Source organism: Saccharothrix hoggarensis, from assembly GCF_042678885.1.
GTDB classification, from domain to species: domain Bacteria; phylum Actinomycetota; class Actinomycetes; order Mycobacteriales; family Pseudonocardiaceae; genus Actinosynnema; species Actinosynnema hoggarensis.
Map to the genome: position 1 here is coordinate 1 of NZ_JBHTLK010000154.1, position 17,114 is coordinate 17,114.

General features: G+C 73.4%; 18 protein-coding genes. 9 read left to right on the forward strand and 9 right to left on the reverse strand.

What is annotated here, in order from left to right:
* Positions 1-51: 51 nt before the first annotated feature.
* Both ACFQ3T_RS24700 and ACFQ3T_RS24705 read right to left on the reverse strand, forming a co-directional pair.
* Complete coding sequence (locus ACFQ3T_RS24700) at positions 52-918, reverse strand: RecB family exonuclease (protein WP_380726352.1); 867 nt, start codon at positions 916-918, stop codon at positions 52-54.
* A gap of 54 nt (positions 919-972) precedes the next feature.
* The gene (locus ACFQ3T_RS24705) at positions 973-2,148 is read right to left on the reverse strand and encodes an FAD-dependent monooxygenase (protein ID WP_380726354.1); all 1,176 of its coding nucleotides are present in this window, start codon (positions 2,146-2,148) and stop codon (positions 973-975) included.
* An 89-nt stretch (positions 2,149-2,237) separates the two neighbouring features.
* Between ACFQ3T_RS24705 and ACFQ3T_RS24710 the strand changes: the two genes are divergently transcribed.
* Together ACFQ3T_RS24710 and ACFQ3T_RS24715 are read left to right on the forward strand one after the other, a co-directional pair.
* Complete coding sequence (locus ACFQ3T_RS24710; protein WP_380726356.1) at positions 2,238-3,032, forward strand: TetR/AcrR family transcriptional regulator; 795 nt, start codon at positions 2,238-2,240, stop codon at positions 3,030-3,032.
* Between the two features lie 26 nt (positions 3,033-3,058).
* Positions 3,059-4,189, forward strand: a complete 1,131-nt coding sequence (locus ACFQ3T_RS24715) for a site-2 protease family protein (RefSeq protein ID WP_380726358.1) — start codon at positions 3,059-3,061, stop codon at positions 4,187-4,189.
* Here ACFQ3T_RS24715 and ACFQ3T_RS24720 read toward each other — a convergent pair.
* Both ACFQ3T_RS24720 and ACFQ3T_RS24725 read right to left on the reverse strand, forming a co-directional pair.
* A complete protein-coding gene (locus ACFQ3T_RS24720) occupies positions 4,164-4,814 on the reverse strand; it encodes a response regulator (RefSeq protein WP_380726360.1) in 651 nt (216 codons plus the stop codon). The genes ACFQ3T_RS24715 and ACFQ3T_RS24720 overlap by 26 nt on opposite strands.
* Positions 4,811-5,944 (reverse strand): sensor histidine kinase, encoded by a 1,134-nt coding sequence (locus ACFQ3T_RS24725; RefSeq protein WP_380726362.1) that lies wholly within the window; start codon positions 5,942-5,944, stop codon positions 4,811-4,813. Before ACFQ3T_RS24725 ends, ACFQ3T_RS24720 begins: the two co-directional genes overlap by 4 nt.
* 109 nt (positions 5,945-6,053) lie before the next feature.
* On the opposite strand from ACFQ3T_RS24725, the gene ACFQ3T_RS24730 reads away from it, so the two are divergent.
* Entirely contained in the window at positions 6,054-6,620 is a 567-nt protein-coding gene (locus ACFQ3T_RS24730; protein WP_380726364.1) for a hypothetical protein, read from the forward strand.
* 115 nt (positions 6,621-6,735) lie between these two features.
* Positions 6,736-7,563: a tRNA (adenine-N1)-methyltransferase gene (locus ACFQ3T_RS24735; RefSeq protein WP_380726366.1), complete on the forward strand. Its 828-nt coding sequence runs from the start codon at positions 6,736-6,738 to the stop codon at positions 7,561-7,563.
* 71 nt (positions 7,564-7,634) lie between these two features.
* Here ACFQ3T_RS24735 and ACFQ3T_RS24740 read toward each other — a convergent pair whose 3' ends face one another.
* The gene (locus tag ACFQ3T_RS24740) at positions 7,635-8,405 is read right to left on the reverse strand and encodes an Rv0361 family membrane protein (RefSeq protein WP_380726368.1); all 771 of its coding nucleotides are present in this window, start codon (positions 8,403-8,405) and stop codon (positions 7,635-7,637) included.
* Between the two features lie 239 nt (positions 8,406-8,644).
* On the opposite strand from ACFQ3T_RS24740, the gene arc reads away from it, so the two are divergent.
* The gene (arc, locus tag ACFQ3T_RS24745; protein ID WP_380726370.1) at positions 8,645-10,444 is read left to right on the forward strand and encodes a proteasome ATPase; all 1,800 of its coding nucleotides are present in this window, start codon (positions 8,645-8,647) and stop codon (positions 10,442-10,444) included.
* Positions 10,445-10,617: 173 nt separating this feature from the next.
* On the opposite strand, the gene ACFQ3T_RS24750 is transcribed toward arc, so the two are convergent.
* Together ACFQ3T_RS24750 and ACFQ3T_RS24755 are read right to left on the reverse strand one after the other, a co-directional pair.
* Positions 10,618-11,262, reverse strand: a complete 645-nt coding sequence (locus tag ACFQ3T_RS24750) for a response regulator (protein ID WP_380726372.1) — start codon at positions 11,260-11,262, stop codon at positions 10,618-10,620.
* On the reverse strand, positions 11,259-12,365 hold the full coding sequence (locus ACFQ3T_RS24755) for a sensor histidine kinase (RefSeq protein ID WP_380726374.1): 1,107 nt from the start codon (positions 12,363-12,365) through the stop codon (positions 11,259-11,261). Before ACFQ3T_RS24755 ends, ACFQ3T_RS24750 begins: the two co-directional genes overlap by 4 nt.
* A gap of 110 nt (positions 12,366-12,475) precedes the next feature.
* Between ACFQ3T_RS24755 and ACFQ3T_RS24760 the strand changes: the two genes are divergently transcribed.
* From ACFQ3T_RS24760 to ACFQ3T_RS24770, 3 genes are all read left to right on the forward strand, one after another.
* Positions 12,476-13,384, forward strand: a complete 909-nt coding sequence (locus ACFQ3T_RS24760) for an ABC transporter ATP-binding protein (protein ID WP_380726375.1) — start codon at positions 12,476-12,478, stop codon at positions 13,382-13,384.
* Positions 13,381-14,148 carry an ABC transporter permease gene (locus ACFQ3T_RS24765; protein WP_380726377.1) on the forward strand — a complete coding sequence of 256 codons (768 nt, stop codon included), beginning with the start codon at positions 13,381-13,383 and terminating at the stop codon, positions 14,146-14,148. Before ACFQ3T_RS24760 ends, ACFQ3T_RS24765 begins: the two co-directional genes overlap by 4 nt.
* A 63-nt stretch (positions 14,149-14,211) precedes the next feature.
* A complete protein-coding gene (locus tag ACFQ3T_RS24770; RefSeq protein ID WP_380726379.1) occupies positions 14,212-15,132 on the forward strand; it encodes an aldo/keto reductase in 921 nt (306 codons plus the stop codon).
* Here ACFQ3T_RS24770 and ACFQ3T_RS24775 read toward each other — a convergent pair.
* Together ACFQ3T_RS24775 and ACFQ3T_RS24780 are read right to left on the reverse strand one after the other, a co-directional pair.
* Positions 15,104-15,406, reverse strand: a complete 303-nt coding sequence (locus ACFQ3T_RS24775; RefSeq protein ID WP_380726381.1) for a DUF6191 domain-containing protein — start codon at positions 15,404-15,406, stop codon at positions 15,104-15,106. The two genes, ACFQ3T_RS24770 and ACFQ3T_RS24775, sit on opposite strands and share 29 nt — an antisense overlap.
* A gap of 8 nt (positions 15,407-15,414) precedes the next feature.
* Complete coding sequence (locus ACFQ3T_RS24780; RefSeq protein WP_380726383.1) at positions 15,415-15,909, reverse strand: NUDIX hydrolase; 495 nt, start codon at positions 15,907-15,909, stop codon at positions 15,415-15,417.
* 104 nt (positions 15,910-16,013) lie between these two features.
* On the opposite strand from ACFQ3T_RS24780, the gene ACFQ3T_RS24785 reads away from it, so the two are divergent.
* Positions 16,014-17,114, forward strand: a 1,101-nt coding sequence (locus tag ACFQ3T_RS24785) for an FtsX-like permease family protein (protein ID WP_380726385.1), incomplete at its 3' end; no start/stop codon positions are given.

Genomic DNA, 17,114 nt, shown 5'->3' on the forward strand with positions numbered 1-17,114 from the left:
CGTCCACGTCGCCGCCATCAACATTTGGCTACGCCACATCTGAAACACGCGCTAGTCCGCCCGGTCCAGCACGGTCTCCACGCCCGCGTCCGGCTCCGGCCAGCCCGGGTACGGCGGCGGCGTGCCGTCGAACGCCGGGCACAGCGCCTTGTGGTCGCAGTAGTCGCACAGCCTGCTCGGGTTCGGCCGGAAGTCGCCGGACTTCGCCGCCCGCAGGATGGCGTCCCAGATCGCCTCCAGCGTGCGCTCGAACCGGGCCAGCTCCGCCTCGTCCGGCTGGTAGGCCAGCGCCTGCCGGTCGGCCAGGTACATCAGCCGCAGCTGGCGCGGCACCACGCCCCGCAGCCGCCACAGCACCAGCGCGTAGAACTTCATCTGGAACAACGCCTTGGCCTCGCCGATCTCGCGCGGCGCGGCGCCCGTCTTGTAGTCCACCACGCGAATCTCGCCGGTCGGCGCCACGTCCACGCGGTCGATGTACCCGCGCAGCAGCACGCCCGACGGCAGCTCCCACTCCACCAGCAGCTCACGGGCGTCCGGGTCGAACCGGCGCGGGTCCTCCAGCCCGAAGTAGCCGTCCAGCAGGCCCTCCGCCGAGGCCAGCCACTCCTCCTGCTCCGGGTCGCCCTCGGCGAACAGCTCGGCGAACTCCGGCCGCTCGGCCCGCACCCGCTCCCACGCCGGGCCCACGAGCGCCCGCGCCGCCTCCGGCACCCGCTCGGCGGCGGGCAGCGCGAACAGGTCCTCCAGCACCGCGTGCACCACCGTGCCGCGCACCTGCGCCCTGGTCGGCTTCTCCGGCAGCCGGTCGACGGCCCGGAACCGGTAGAGCAGCGGGCACTGCTTGAAGTCGCCCGCGCGCGAGGGCGACAGCGCTGGCCTGCGCACGGGGCGCTCGGTGATCGTCGGCACTGCCATGGCCCAGAACCATAGGCCAAGGGTCCGACAAGATCAGGTCCGAACCGCGCGCGATCACGTCACGGCGGGCGCGTAGTCGGGGAGGTCGATCCGGCTGCCGATGCCCTTGCCCGCCCGGAGCATCAGGCCGAGCAGGAACCGGTTGCCGAGCAGGCCGTTGCGCATCGCCAGGGAGAACCGGCTCGGCGGCGCGAGGAACCTGCCCGCGCGGTCGCCGCCCTTCTGGCACCGTTCCGCGTAGGGGCGCATCCGGTCCTCGTAGCGCCGGAACGCCGTCCGGTGGTCCCCGCCCGCCGCGGCGAGCTCGCCCGCCAGCACGTACGCGCCGACGACGGCGGTCCCGGTGCCCATGCCGCCGATCGTGGCGCCGCACGCGGCGTCGCCGACCAGCGCGACGCGGCCCTTCGACCACGGGCGGACGTCCACGCGGCTGATCGAGTCGAAGTACAGCTCCGCCGTCCGCTCCAACGACGCCAGCAGGCGCGGTGTCCGCCACCCCACCCCGGCGAACGCCTCGGTGAGCAGCGCGCGCTGCGCGGCCACGTCGCGCCGGTCGTACCGGAGGCGGGGCGACCGGAACGCCACGAACGCGCTCGGCCGGTCCGGGCCGCCGCTGGTGGAGACGAGCCGTCCGGGCACGTTGTAGCTCACCGACTCCGGCTCGATGCCGAGGTCGTCGGGCAGGTCCCAGCTCGCGACGTAGTAGCCCAGGTGGCTGACGAACCGCTCCTCCGGCCCGAACACGAGTCCGCGGACGCCCGAGTGGATGCCGTCGGCGCCGACGACCAGGTCGAACGTGCGCTGCGCCCCGGACGCGAACGTCACGTCGACGCCGTCGGGGGTCTCCGCCAACGCGGCGACCGAGTCGCCGAAGACGTACTCGGCGCGGTCCTCGCTGTGCTCGTAGAGCACCCGCGAGAGGTCCGACCGCAGCACCTCGACGTCGCCTCCCGCGAAGTCCGCGGGCAGGTGGAGCACCGTGCGACCCCGTTCGTCGACGAACGTCATGGGGCTGCCGCCGGTCTGGACCTCGCGCAGCCGTTCCAGCACGCCCGTGCGGTCGAGCACGGTCAGGTGGGTCTCGCCGCGGAAGTCCACCGCCGCGCCGCCGCCGCGCAGGGCAGGGGCGATCTCGACGACGGTCGGCTCGAAGCCGTGGCGCGCCAGCCAGTGCGCCAGCGCCGGTCCCGCGACGCTCGCACCGGAGATCAGGATCCGCTTGCCCGCCATCGCCCACCCCTAATTGTGTCCACCGGAAGCAGTTGTTTTTTGTGTACTGTAGACACAGTTTTCGGGCGTGGGCAACACCGGAGGTGTCGATGGACCTGGCGGGCACCCTCGACCTCCTGTGGGGAGACCGCCCGGGGCCTCGCCGCGGCCCCAAGCCCGCGCTCACCCACGACCGCATCGCCCGTGCCGGCATCGCGATCGCCGACGCCGAAGGGCTCGCCGCCGTCTCGATGCAGCGCGTCGCCGCGGACCTCGGCTTCACCAAGATGTCGCTTTACCGGTACGTGCCGGGCAAGGCCGAGCTGGTCGCGCTCATGGCGGACCTCGCGATAGGCGCACCGCCCGCCGACGTCACGGCCCCCCTGTCGACCCACGCCGCCCCCGACGGCACGGCACCTCCCACCGCCGACGACCGGTGCGACCGGTTGCGCGGGTGGGCGCTGGCGCTGCTGCCCGGCTTCCTGCGGCACCCGTGGGTGCTGGAGGCCACCACCGGTCCACGCGTCGTCGGGCCGCACGAGCTGGCGTGGATGGAAGCCGCCCTGGCCCTCCTCGACGGCACCGGCCTCGGCGGCGCGGAGCGGATGGACGTGCTCGCCGTCCTCGCGGGTCACGTCCGCAACATCGCCCAGCAGGTGGCGACCAAGCCCGGCGGCGACACCGGCACGCGGTTCGCCGAGATCCTGACCGAGGTGGTGCGCGAGCGGGGCGACCGGTACCCCGCCATCAAGGCCGCGCTGGCCGACGCGACGGACGCGGCCCGCGGCGGCGCGCGGGACGGGGCGCTCGGGTACGGCCTCGACCTCATCCTCGACGGCCTGCGCGCCAGGGTCCGGTCCCGCGCTCCCGGCGCGGCGCGCGACGGCGATTCAACACAGTCCTGATACACCCCGCGCCCTAGGCTCTGGACGTGGCGACGACGGGGAGTTGGCGGCGGCAGGTCGGCCGGGACGGCGGGCTGCCGCTGTTCCGCGTGGCCGGGATACCGGTGCTGCTGTCGCCGTCGTGGTGGCTCGGCTCGGCGGCGATCGTCGTCCTCTACGCGCCGCTGGTCGGTCGCATCGCGCCCGGCACGGGCGGGCTCACCGGCGTCCTCCTCGCGGCCGCGTTCGCGGTCTTCCTCGGCCTCTCGGTCCTGGCCCACGAACTCGGCCACAGCCTGGTCGCGCTGCGCCTCGGCCTGCCCGTCCGCCGGCTGCGCCTGTTCCTGCTCGGCGGCGTGTCCGAGGTGATGCGCACGCCGACCCGGCCCGGCCACGAGGGCGCCATCGCCGTCGCCGGACCGGTCGTCTCGACCATCCTGGCCGGCGCGTTCGCGCTCGCCGCCTCGACGTTCCCGGAACCCGACGCGATCTGGCTGCTGATCGCCCAGACCGCGTTCGCCAACGCCGCCGTCGCCGTGTTCAACCTGCTCCCCGGCCTGCCGCTGGACGGCGGGCGCATCCTGCGGGCGGGCGTGTGGGCCGCCACGGGACGCCGCGCGTCGGGCACGAAGGCGGCCGTGGTCGGTGGCGGGGCCGTGGCGGCGCTGCTCGTCGCCTGGGCCGTCTGGGGCGTGCTGGACGGCGCCGAGGACCGCTGGATCAGGTTCGGCGTGTGCCTGCTGACCGCCTGGTTCGTGCTGGCCGGCGCGCGCGGCGAGGTGGCCGCCGAGCGCCGCAGCACCTGGCCGGACGGCCTCACGCTCGGCGAGCTGGTCCGGCCCGTGCTGCAACTGCCCGCCGAGAGCCCCGTGTCGGGCGCGCTCACCGCCTCCGCCGGCCGGGGCGTCGTCCTGGTCCGCGCGGACGGCGTCGCCGCCGGGCTGCTGGACCGGGAGATGGCGCGCCGACTGGCCGGCACGTCGCCGCACGCCCCGGCGGAGCAGGCGGCCGTGCCGATCCGGCCGGAGACCGTGCTCCTGGAGAACGAGAGCGGCGCCGAAGTGGTGGAACGCGTGCAGGGCACCGCCGCCTGGGAGTACCTGGTCGTCGACCTCGAAGGCCGGCCCGCGGGCGTGCTGCGCCGCGAGGACCTCAAGGCAGCGCTGGACCGCCGCTGAGCAGCCCGGCGTCCTGCGCCAGGATCGCCGCCTGCACCCGCGACCGCAGGCCCAGCTTCGTCAGCACCCGCGACACGTGCGTCTTCACCGTCGTCTCGCCGATGTGCAGCTTTCGCCCGATCTGGTGGTTCGACAGCCCTTCACCGAGGCACCGGAGCACCTCGACCTCGCGGTCGGTCAACGAGTCCAGCGCCGCCGGGCGCGACCGGGGCGCGGCCGAGGCGAACTCCCGCATCACCCGCCGCGTCACGCTCGGCGCGAGCACGCCGTCACCGGCCGCGACCTGCCGCACCGCCTCCACCAGCGCCGGCGCCTCCACCGACTTCAGCAGGAACCCCGCCGCGCCGGCCCGCAACGCGCCGCGCACGTACTCGTCCAGGTCGAACGTGGTCAGCACCAGCACCTCGCACACGCCGCTGAGCCGCCGCGTCGCCTCGATGCCGTCGACACCGGGCATCCGGATGTCCATCAGCACGACGTCAGGCCGCTCCCGCTCCGCCAGCCGCACCGCCGCCGCGCCGTCACCCGCCTCGCCGACGACCTCGATGCCGTCCGCGCCGCTGAGGATCATCACCAGGCCGGCGCGGATCGCCGCGTGGTCGTCGGCCACCACCACCCGGATCACAGCGGCAGCTCCGCCCGCACGACCCACTCGCCGTCGCCGTCCGGACCCGCGTCGAACGTCCCGCCGACCACGTGCGCGCGTTCCGCCATGCTCACCAACCCCGTCCCCGACCCACCCGGCCCGCCCGGCGGCCCCGTGCGCCCTCCCACCGAGTTGCGCACGACCACCACCAGCCGCCTGACCTGCCGTTCCACCACCACCGACGTGCGCGCGCCCGGCGCGTGCTTCAGCGCGTTCGTCAACGCCTCCTGCACGATCCGGTACGCCGCGACGTCCACCGCCACCGGCAGCCCGGTCACGTCCGCGCCGCGCAGCTCCACGTCCAGCCCGCCCGCGGCGGCCGACTCGACCAGCCTGCCGACGTCGGCCAGCCGCACCGCGACCGGCTCGTCCACCGGCTCGTCCGCCCGCAGCACGTCGATCATCATCCGCATCTCGTCCAGCGACCGCACGCTGTTCTCGCGCACCGACCGCAGCACCGCGCGCACCGTCTCCGGGTCGCCCTCGCGCATCGACAGCACCGCCTCGGACTGGATCGCGATCGCCGACAGGTGCCCGGCGACCACGTCGTGCAGGTCGCGGGCCATCCGGTTGCGCTCCGCGTTCACCGCCGCCCGCCGGTCCAGCTCGGAGATCAACGCGATCTGCTCGGCGCTCTCCCGGTGCTGCCGCACGTTCGTCGCCCACCACACCGGCACCACCAGCAGCGAGAACACCTGCAACCCGGCGTAGAACGACAGCCGCCAGTCGCCCACCACGGCGACCGCCCCGGCCACGCCCACCGTCGCCGCGGCCACGACGCCGACGAGCACCCGGTGCAGCCGGCGCGGGCCGTGCAGCGCGGTCACGAACAGCACGTCGATGGCCACCATCACCACCGGCATGCTCAACCCGAAGTGCAGGTCGACCGCCGTGGCCGAGGCGACGACGACCAGCGCCACCACGGGCGCGGACCGGCGGAACGCCTGGCCGACGCACGCCGCGGTGAGGATCGCGAACCTCGTCCAGAACGGGGTGGCCGAGTCCGGACCGCCCATCACCAGGTCCATGCCGAGCCAGTTGACCGCCAGCCCCACGGTGAAGAACGCCACCGCGACCAGCACGTCGCGGTGCGTTCGGCGGAGCTCCACCCCGTCATCACAGCACAGGGCCGCGCGCCGGGCGTCCTACGAACTGATGACCCGCCGTGGGTCGGCCCGACGACGCGCCGGGGCCGCCCCGACGCGCAGGCTGGAGCACGTGGTCGATCCGTTGGTCTTCGTCATCGTGGCGTGCGAGGTCGGGTTCTGGGTCGTCCTGGGCTCCGGGCTGCTGGCCCGGTACGCGCTGAACATGCGCCGGCTCGGCGCGGCCCTCCTGGTCTGCACGCCGGTGGTGGACGTGGTGCTGCTCGTCGCGACCGTGTTCGACCTGCGGTCGGGGGGAGAGGCGACGACGGCGCACGGGCTCGCGGCGGTCTACCTGGGGGTGAGCGTGGCGTTCGGGCACTCCATGCTCCGGTGGGCCGACCAGCGGGTCGCCCACCGGTTCGCGGGCGGTCCGCCGCCCGTCAAGCCGCCGAGGAAGGGGCCGGAGAGGGTGCGCCACGAGTGGCGCGAGTGGGGGAAGTTCGCGATCGCGTGGGCGATCGCGTGCGGGGTGATGCTGCTGCTGATGCACGTCGTCGGCACGCCGGAGCGCACACAGGCGCTGTGGGGGCAGATGTCCGGCATGACCCTCGTCGGCGGGATCTGGCTGCTCGGCTGGCCGGTCTACCACTCGGTCGTCGAAGCTGTCGCGGCGGGCAGGCGGTCCGCCCGGCGCTGATCTTCGCGGCGTGGCGCGTCGAGGGGTCGCGCCAGGAGGCCGCCAAGGGCGCCGCCGGACCACCGTGCGACCATCGTGCGCTGTTGACGCGCGTTTTAGCAGGAGGTTCGCCGCGGTGAGCACCGCCAGTGGTCCGTTCCAGCCGGGAGACCGGGTGCAGTTGACCGACCCGAAGGGACGGCACTACACGATCGTGCTCGAACCGGGCAAGGAGTACCACACCCACCGCGGCGCGTTGTCGCACGACAAGCTGATCGGGCAGCCCGAGGGCTCCGTGGTGGTGTCCGTGGGCGGCACGTCGTTCCTCGCGCTGCGGCCCCTGCTCGCCGACTACGTGCTGTCCATGCCGCGCGGCGCGCAGGTGATCTACCCCAAGGACGCCGCCCAGATCGTCATGTACGGCGACGTGTTCCCCGGCGCCCGGGTGCTTGAGGCCGGCGCCGGCTCCGGCGCGCTGACCTGCTCGCTGCTGCGGGCGGTCGGCGAGAAGGGCAGCGTGACGTCGTACGAGGTCCGCCAGGACCACGCCGACCACGCCATCCGCAACGTCGAGCAGTTCTTCGGCGAGCGGCCGGGCAACTGGTCGCTGACCGTCGCCGACGTGAACGAGCACGAGGGCGAGGTCGACCGGGTCATCCTCGACATGCTCGCGCCGTGGGACGTCCTGCCCGCCGTGTCGCGCAGCCTCATCCCCGGCGGCGTGCTCGTCGTGTACGTGGCGACCACGACCCAGCTGTCGAAGGTCACCGAGGCGATCCGCGAGCAGCAGCACTGGACCGAGCCGCAGGCGTGGGAGACCCTCGTGCGGCCGTGGCACGTGGTGGGCCTCGCGGTGCGGCCCGAGCACCGGATGATCGGGCACACGGCGTTCCTGCTGACCACCCGCCGGCTGGCCGACGGCGTCACGCCGCCCCGGCCGCAGCGCCGACCGTCCAAGGGCTGATCAAGGGCCTGAACAGCCAAAACGGCCCGCGCACCGAGAAGGTGCGCGGGCCGTTCGGGCGTCGGACCGGATCAGTTGGAGCCGCCGAAGGACCCGCAGACCTTCCAGTCCCCGTCCTCCTTGATCAGCTTGATCGTGTCGGACTTGTCCTTCATGAACTCCTTCATGTCCTCCGGCACGCCGGTGAAGGTGATGGTGACATTCGCCTCGGCGGTGTCGCCGGTCTCGGTCACCTCGCCGAGCGTGTACTTCGTCTTGATGTCCTTGTACTTCTCCGGCACGTCCTTGGAGGAGGCGGCCCCGATCTGCTCCTTCAGCTCGTCGAGCTTCTCGAGGTCCTTCTTGCACGTCAGGTCGCGGACGTTGTCGAGGTTGAGGTCGGCGCCCTTGTTCATCTCGGCCACGACGGCCTCGGCGGTGCCCTTGGCGCTGCCGCCGCCCAGGTTCATGATCAGCACGATGGCGACGACGATCACGACGAGGGCGCCGACGCCGCCCAGGACCCACGGCAGGGGGCTCTTCTTGGGCGGCGCGCCGTAGGGGTTGCCGAAACCACCCGGTTGGCCGTAACCGGGCTGGTTGAACTGGCCGGGTGGTCCGTACGGCTGCTGGCCGTAGCCGGGCTGACCGGGTTGCCCCGGCTGGCCCGGCTGCTGCCCGTAGCCGCCCGGAGGGGTGCCGTAGCCGGGCTGCTGCCCACCCTGTGGGAAGCCCTGGGGCGGCGGCGGGTATCCGCCGGGCTGCTGGCCGGGCACCGGCTGCTGGCCGAATTGGCCTGGTTGCTGGCCAAATTGACCCGGCTGCTGGCCGTACGGACCCGGCTGCTGCGGCGGGACGGACATCACGTTCTCCTAGAACTTTCCGCTGGTGGCAGTGGACACTGCCCGGACCACTCAGGTGTGACAGGTATGGGACGCACGGTAGCGGGTGGTAGGTGCCGGCTGACACCGATATGGAGCAACTCGTCCGGCCGAGCGGGCGGTATGTGTGATCACATGACGCCCGGGAACTCGCTGGGTGTCGGCTTTTGTCGGTGATCGCCGGTACCGTTGTGGGACGAACACGGGAGGAGGGTGCCGACATGCAGCACGGTCATCCCGGCAGCCGGCCCGATGAGGGCGGCGAGCTGAACAAAGGCAATAACCCTGGTGAGCTGACAGCGCAGATCCGGTTCCTCGAGGACGAGATCGCGTTGCTGCGTCGCAAGTTGACGGAATCCCCACGACACGTCCGCCTGCTGGAGCAGCGGTTGGCGGAGGCGACGGAGCGCGTCAGCCAACTGACCGAGCGCAACACGAAGCTCATCGACACCCTTCGAGAAGCCCGGAGCCAGCTCCTCGCGCTGCGCGAGGAAGTGGACCGGCTCGCCCAGCCGCCCAGCGGCTACGGCGTGTTCCTGGCACGGTTCGAGGACGGCACGGTGGACGTGTTCACGTCCGGTCGTCGCATGAGGGTCTCGGTGTCGCCGGCGGTGGAGACGTCGTCGCTGGTCCTGGGCCAGTCGGTGCGCCTGAACGAGGCGTTGACCGTGGTCGAGGGCGGCGACTTCGAGCGCACCGGCGAGGTCTGCACGCTGCGCGAGGTGTTGCAGTCCGAGACCGCGGACAGCTCGATCGGCCGTGCCCTGGTCGTGGGACACGCCGACGAGGAGCGGGTCGTCTGGCTCGCCCAGCCGCTGATGGACGCGCCGCTGAAGGCGGGCGATTCGCTCCTGGTCGACTCGAAGGCGGGCTTCGCGTACGAGCGCGTGCCGAAGGCCGAGGTCGAGGACCTGGTGCTGGAGGAGGTGCCCGACGTCAAGTACGAGGACATCGGCGGCCTGTTCCGGCAGATCGAGCAGATCCGCGACGCCGTGGAGCTGCCGTTCCTGCACGCCGACCTGTTCCGCGAGTACAAGCTGCGCCCGCCGAAGGGCGTGCTGCTGTACGGCCCTCCCGGCTGCGGGAAGACGCTCATCGCGAAGGCGGTGGCGAACTCCCTGGCCAAGCAGGTCAGCGCCGCCCGTGGCGAGGACCACCGCGAGGCCAAGAGCTACTTCCTCAACATCAAGGGCCCCGAGCTGCTCAACAAGTTCGTGGGCGAGACCGAGCGCCACATCCGGCTGATCTTCCAGCGGGCCCGGGAGAAGGCCTCCGAGGGCACCCCGGTGATCGTGTTCTTCGACGAGATGGACTCGATCTTCCGGACCCGCGGCAGTGGCGTGTCGTCGGACGTCGAGACCACGATCGTCCCCCAGCTCCTCAGCGAGATCGACGGCGTCGAGGGCCTGGAGAACGTGATCGTGATCGGCGCCTCCAACCGCGAGGACATGATCGACCCGGCGATCCTGCGCCCGGGCCGGCTCGACGTCAAGATCAAGATCGAGCGTCCGGACGCCGAGGGCGCGAAGGACATCTTCAACAAGTACCTGACGCCCGACCTGCCGCTGCACGCCGACGACCTGGCCGAGTTCGGCGGCGACCCGGTGGCCTGCATCGACGGCATGGTGCAGCACACGGTCGAGCGGATGTACGAGGAGTCCGAGGAGAACCGGTTCCTGGAGGTCACCTACGCCAACGGTGACAAGGAGGTCCTGTACTTCCGGGACTTCAACTCCGGCGCCATGATCCAGAACATCGTCGACCGCGCGAAGAAGGCGGCCATCAAGAGCCTGCTGGACACCAAGCAGCCGGGCTTGTCGGTGCGCCACCTGCTGGACGCGATCGTGGACGAGTTCGCCGAGAACGAGGACCTGCCCAACACGACCAACCCGGACGACTGGGCCAGGATCTCCGGCAAGAAGGGCGAGCGGATCGTCTACATCCGCACGCTCGTGACCGGCAAGAACCAGGAGTCGGGTCGGGCGATCGACACGGCGACGAACACCGGTCAGTACCTGTAACACCGCATCGCCGCAACACCGCAACCCGCCTGGAACGCCCGTCCAGCCACCCGGCTGGGCGGGCGTTCCGCGTGCGGGGCTGCCGACGGGGCGCACGCTCGGTGCACGGCCCACGCGGCGGTCGGCCTGGCGGCGCGGCGGCGTGGACGGCCCGCGTGGCGGGTCCGGGCGGCTCACGAGCGGGCGGTGACGAGGCCCGACTCGTAGGCGGCGATGACCAGCTGTGCCCGGTCGCGGGCCTGGAGCTTGTGCAGCAGGCGGCCGATGTGGGTCTTCACCGTGCCGACCGACAGGTGCAGCTCGCGCATGATCTCGGCGTTGGACAACCCGCGGGCGATCAGCGTCAACACCTCCCGCTCACGCTCGGTCACCCCGTCGAGCCGCACCACGCGGGGCGCGGGGGTGCGGGAGAACTCGGCCACCAGCCGGCGCGTCACGGACGGTGAGAGCAGGGCGTCGCCGCCCGCCACCACCCGGATCGCGGCCAGCAGGTCGGCCGGGGGAGTGTCCTTCAGCAGGAACCCGCTGGCGCCGGCCCGCAGCGCCGCGTACACGTACTCGTCGAGGTCGAACGTGGTCAGGATCAGCACCCGCGCCGACGACGACGAGCACACCTCGCGCGTCGCCGTGATGCCGTCCACTCCCGGCATCCGGATGTCCATCAGCACCACGTCGGGCGACGTCGCCCGCACCACGGACACCGCCGCCGCGCCGTCACCCGCCTCGCCGACGACCCGCAGGTCGGGCGCGGAGTCCACGAGCACCCGGAAGCTGCCGCGCAGGAGCGCCTGGTCGTCCACGACCACCACGTCGATCACGACAGCGGCACCTCGGCGCGCACCGCGAACCCGCCGCCGGCGCGCGGACCGGCCGAGAACGCTCCTCCGTACACCGCCACCCGCTCCCTCATCCCGATCAACCCGTGCCCGCCCCCGCCGCCGGCAGGCGCCCGTCCACCCGGCCCGTCGTCGACCACCGTCACCACCACCGACCCGTCGTCCACGACCACCGACACGTCGCACGACGCGGGCGCCGCGTGCTTGATCACGTTCGTCACCGACTCCTGCACGATCCGGTACACGGTCAGCCCGAGCGCGTCGGGCACCCGGCCGGAGACCGACAACGACACCGCGACCCCCGCCGGCGACGCCCGCGACACCAGCTCCGGCAGGTCGTCCAGACCGGGCAGGGGCGCCAGCTCGACCGCCGCGTCCTCCGACCGCAGCACGCCCAGCAGCCGCCGCATCTCGACCAGCGTGCCGCGCGACGCGTCCTCGATCACCCGCAGCGCGTCCACGGCCTCACCGGGCCGGTCCGCCGCCACGTGCGCGGCGACCCCGGCCTTGACCGTGATCAGGCTCAGGCTGTGCGCCACGACGTCGTGCAGCTCGCGGGCGATCCGCATCCGCTCCTCGACGACCGCCCGGGCCGCCGCCTCGGCCGCCTCGCGCACCTCGAACGACCGGCGGACCCGCGTCGTGCGGCCCAACGCCCACGCCGCCCCGACCACCAGCGTCACGAACACGCACAGCCCCACGGCCTCGGGCCACGGCTCGCTGATCAGCACGGCGACCCACGCCGGCCCCAGCGACGCGGCCAACGCGCCCACCGCTACCCGGTGCGAGCAGGTCGACGCCACCAGGTACAGGGCGAACGCCGTCGCCCCGTACGGCTCCAGCGTGACGTGGGCGACCGTGGCCACGTGCTGGGCCGTCGCCACGACCGCCAGGACCGCCACGGGCCACGTCCGCCGGACCGCGAGCGGCGCCCCGATCAGCAGCGCCAGCGGGTACCCCAGCCACCACGGCGCGCCGTTGGTCTCGGCGAACTCCAGGTACACGAGCACCATCACCGCCGCGGCGGCCACGTCGAGCACGTACAGGTAGGCGGTCGGCAGCAACCGCAGGACTCGCGACCTCACGGGCGGCACGGTATCCGGCCGTCGGGCGGGTCGCGTCGGACCACGGTCCGACCTCCGATCACGGACCCGGGTCCGATCCGCCGGGCTCCCGCGCCGGGCACGCTCGGCCCATGATCGAGGTAAGGCACCTGACCAAGCGGTACCGCGGCACCAGAGCCGTGGACGACCTGTCGTTCGAGGTGAAGCCCGGCTACGTGGCCGGGTTCCTCGGCCCGAACGGCGCGGGCAAGTCCACCACCATGCGCGCGATCCTCGGCCTGGACCGGCCGACCAGCGGCGAAGCCCTCGTCGACGGCCGCCGCTACGCCGACGTCCCGCGCCCGATGCACCACGTCGGCGCGCTGCTCGACGCGGGGGCCGTGCACGGCGGCAGGTCGGCGGGCGACCACCTCCGGGTGCTGGCCCGCAGCAACGGCATCGGGGACCGGCGGGTCGCCGCGGTCCTGGACCAGGTCGGCCTGGCGGGCGTGGCCAAGCGGCGCGTCGGATCGCTGTCCCTGGGCATGAAGCAACGCCTGGGCGTGGCCGCCGCCCTGCTCGGCGACCCCGGCGTGCTGCTGTTCGACGAGCCGGTGAACGGCCTCGACCCGGAGGGCATCCGCTGGATCCGCCACCTGATGCGCGGCCTGGCCCACGAGGGCCGCACGGTCCTCGTCTCCAGCCACCTGATGAGCGAGATGGCCCTGACCGCCGACCGGGTGATCGTGATCGGGCGGGGCAGGCTGATCCTGGAGACGTCCATGCGGGACCTGCAGGACAAGTTCAAGCGGGACGTGCTGTTGCGCACGCCGTCGTCGGACGCCCTCACGCGGACCCTCACGGCGGCCGGCGCGACGGTCCGCGCGGAGGACGGCGCGCTGCTCGTCGCCGGGCTCGACGCGCCCGACATCGCGGACCTCGCCTTCCGCGCCGGCATCCCCGTCCACGAGCTGACGCCGCGCAGCGCGTCCCTGGAGGACGCCTACCTCGAACTGACCGAGGACAGCGTCGAGTACCGCACCAAGGAGGACGCCCGATGACCGACGTGCTGGGCTCGGAGTGGCTGAAGCTCCGCTCGGTCCGCTCGACCACGTACCTGGTGCTGTCGATGGCGGCGGTCCTGGCCGTCGGCGCGCTGGTGTCGTACCTGATGACGGCCGACTGGGACACGTCCCCGCCGGACCTCCAGCAGAAGTTCGGCACGGCCGACCCCGGCGTCGTGGCGGTGCCGTTCGGCCAGTTCAGCCTCGGCGTGCTGGGCGCGCTGGCGATCACCTCGGAGTACGGCAGCGGCATGATCCGCACCGCGCTGGTGTCCGTGCCGCGCCGGGGGAGCTACCTGGTCGCCAAGACCGCCGTCGTGGCCGCCGCGTCACTGGTCCTGGCCCTGGCCACCACCCTGTCGGCCTACCTGGTGGGCGAGCTGATCACGGGCGACCGGCCGCGGCCGATCTCGGCGTACGACTCGTTCGGCGACGCCGCGCCGGTCCTGCTGGCGAACGTGGCCTCGATGGTGCTGGTCGCCCTGGTGGGCCTGGGCCTCGGGTTCCTGCTCCGGTCGACGGCGGGCGCGCTGGTGTCGCTGTGCGGCCTGCTGTTCGTGCTGCCCACGGTGACGTTGCTGCTGCCGGAGCCGTGGAACGAGCGGGCGTACTCGGTGATGGTCCCGGTCCTCGCGCCCCAGCTGGCGGGCGAGGTGCCCGACGCGCCGCTGTCGCCGGTGCAGGCGGGCCTGGCGATGGTCGCGTACCTGGTGGTGGCGCTGGGCGCGGGCGCGGCGACGTTGCTGCGCCGCGACGCCTGAGGACGGCTCGCCGCGGGACACGGTAACCGGCGGCCTCCCGGGGTCGCCGGTTACCGTGTCGGCGTGCCCGACTTCGCCCTCGGCCTGGCCGCCCTCGGCCGCCCCGCCTACATCAACCTCGGCCGTGAGCACGCGCTGCCCGACCACCGCGACGTGGACGCCATGCGCGCGCAGTGCCACGCCGTGCTGGACGCCGCGTACGAGGCGGGCGTGCGGCGCGTGGACGCGGCCCGCTCGTACGGGCGGTCGGAGGAGTTCCTGGCCGCGTGGCTGGCCGCGCGCGGGCACCGGGACGTGCGGGTGTCCAGCAAGTGGGGTTACGCCTACGTCGCCGACTGGCGGCGCGACGCGGCCACGCACGAGGTCAAGGAGCACTCGCTCGACCGGTTCACCCGCCAGTGGCAGGAGACGAAGGACCTCCTCGGCGCCCACCTCGGGCTGTACCAGGTGCACTCGCTGACCGACGACAGCCCGCTGTACGGCGACCCGGAGCTGCTGGTGGCGCTGGGGGAGCTGCGCGACTCGGGCGTCCGCCTCGGCTTCTCCACGTCCGGCCCGCGCCAGGCCGACACGGTGCGGCGCGCGCTGGAGCTGGAGGTCGAGGGTCGGCGGCTGTTCGAGGCCGTCCAGTCCACGTGGAACGTGCTGGAGACGTCGGTGGGGCCGGCGCTGGCGCTGGCGGCCGAGTCGGGCGCGGAGGTGTTCGTCAAAGAGTGCCTGGCCAACGGCCGGCTCGCCGTCGACCCGCCGCCGCGGGTGCGGGAGCTGGCCGAGGCGCACGGGGTGGGGCCGGACGCGATCGCGCTGGCCGCCGTGCGCGCCCAGCCGTGGGCGGACGTCGTGCTGTCCGGCGCGGCGAGCCCCGACCAGCTGCGCGCGAACCTGAAGTCCCGTGACGTCGAGCTGGACCCGGAGGAGCTGGCGGACCTCGCGGAGCCGGCCGACGGGTACTGGGCTACTCGGGCGTCGCTGGCCTGGGACTGAGCCGCCGGTCCGGGTCGACGGCGAGCCGCACGGCGCCCGAGTCGAGGTCGACGGGCCCGCGCGGCGGCGCGCCGGACTCCTCGTCCTCGCCGAGCATCAACGTCACCTGCCGCTGTCGCAGCTCGATGTGCTTGCCGCCGGAGAACAGGGTGGTGAACTCGTCCACCGCGGCCGCCGAGACCACCGGGTGGCCCTTGCGCCGCCGGACCGCCCGCCACACCTGCTCACCGGCCGCCAGCACGAGCAGCAGCAGGGCGAGGCCGGGGATCGACATCGCGAACATCATGCCCACGTGAACCACTCCAGGATCAGGGCCCGACCGTCCGGCACCACCGGCCAGTCGGGGTCCGCCGCCTTCGTCCGCACCTCGTCCAGGGTCATCCAGCCGCCCCAGGCCACTTCCTCCGGCTGGTGCGCGAACGGCCCGTCGCAGCGCACCTCGTAAACGTGCGCGACGTAGCGGATCGTTCCGTCGACGAACGGGGTCCGGAACCGGAACTGCGGAACGGCCCGCACGCCCAGCTCCTCGGCCAGTTCGCGCGCCGCGCAGTCGTCCGGCGTCTCGCCCGCCGCCACGACGCCGCCGCACGTCGGGTCGTACAGGCCGGGGTAGACGTCCTTGGTGTCGGTGCGCCGGTGCACGTACAACCGCGTCCCGTCCAGCGAGCGCACCACGATCGCCGCGCACGCGTGCCACAGGCCCTCGGCACGGACCCTGGCGCGCGTCGCCGTGCCCACCGGGTTGCCGTCGGGGTCCACCACCAGCACCTGTTCCACGCGAAGATCCTCCTCGGGTAGGACCGGCGCGTGCTACCCCGGGCCGACGCTCGCCGACGGCCCCGGTTCCTACCGTCGTGACGTTCGCGTCACGAGGAGGAGTTGTGCCCACATCCCTGCGGCTCGCCGTCGCCGAGTTCCGCGACCGACCCGGCCGCGCCGTGCTGCCCGGTGTCGCCCTGGTCGTCGGCGTCGCCTGCCTCCTGGCCGCCCTGATGCTCAGCGACGCGATGGTCCGGGCCACGAACGACGGAGCGCCGGTCGTGCCCGCCGGCGTGGACCTCGTCGTCCGCCCGCTCGTCGGCTCCGACGCGGTGCTCGACCAGGCGACCGCCGACCGGGTGGCGGGGGTCGCCGGGGTGACGCGGGTGCACCAGGTGCGGGAGGTCCGCGCGGACCTGCTGCTCGACGACGGCCGCGCGGCCGACCGCCGGGCCACCGCCGACGTCGAGCCGGACCGCGAGGAGCTGCGCCGGGTGCCGATCCTGGAGGGCCGCTCGCCCGCGCCGGACGGCGAGATCGCGGTCGACCGGGTCACCGCCTACGAGCACGGCCTCAAGCCGGGCGCGGCGGTGCGGCTGGCCGACGCGGCGGGCAAGCCCCTGGACGTCGTGGTCCGCGGCGTCACCAAGCGCGGCTCGGTCGGCGAGGACCCGCTGATCGTCGTCGGCGAAGGACTGGCCGCCAAGCTCGGCGCACCACCGGCGCCGAAGTCGCTGCACGTCACCGGCGGCGACCGGGACGCCGTCGTGCGGGCGGCCGGCGCGGGGTTCCGGGCGGACACCAGGGCGGACATCGTCGCCGAACCCGTGGACAACGGCCTGGAGGCCGTGCTGCTGCCGTTCAGCATCCTGGCGCTCGCCACGTCCGTGTTCGTCGCCTCGGCCACCTACCGCGCCGTCTACCTGCAACGCCAGCGGCACACGGCGCTCCTGCGCTGCCTCGGCGCGCACCGCGGACCACTCGTCTGGGCGAATTTGCTCGAAGCGCTGCTGACCGGCGCCGTCGCGGGCGCGGTGGGCGCGGTCCTCGGCGGGTCGGTCGGGTGGCTGCTGGCCAGGCTGTTCGACACCACGGGCCTGTCCGCGCTGCTCGGCGCGGTGGAGCTGAGCCCGTCGCTGCTGCCCACGGCGGGCCAGCTGGCGATCGCGGTCGTCACGGCGGGCACGCTGAGCGCGTTCGCCGCCGTCCGGCCCGCCCTGGCC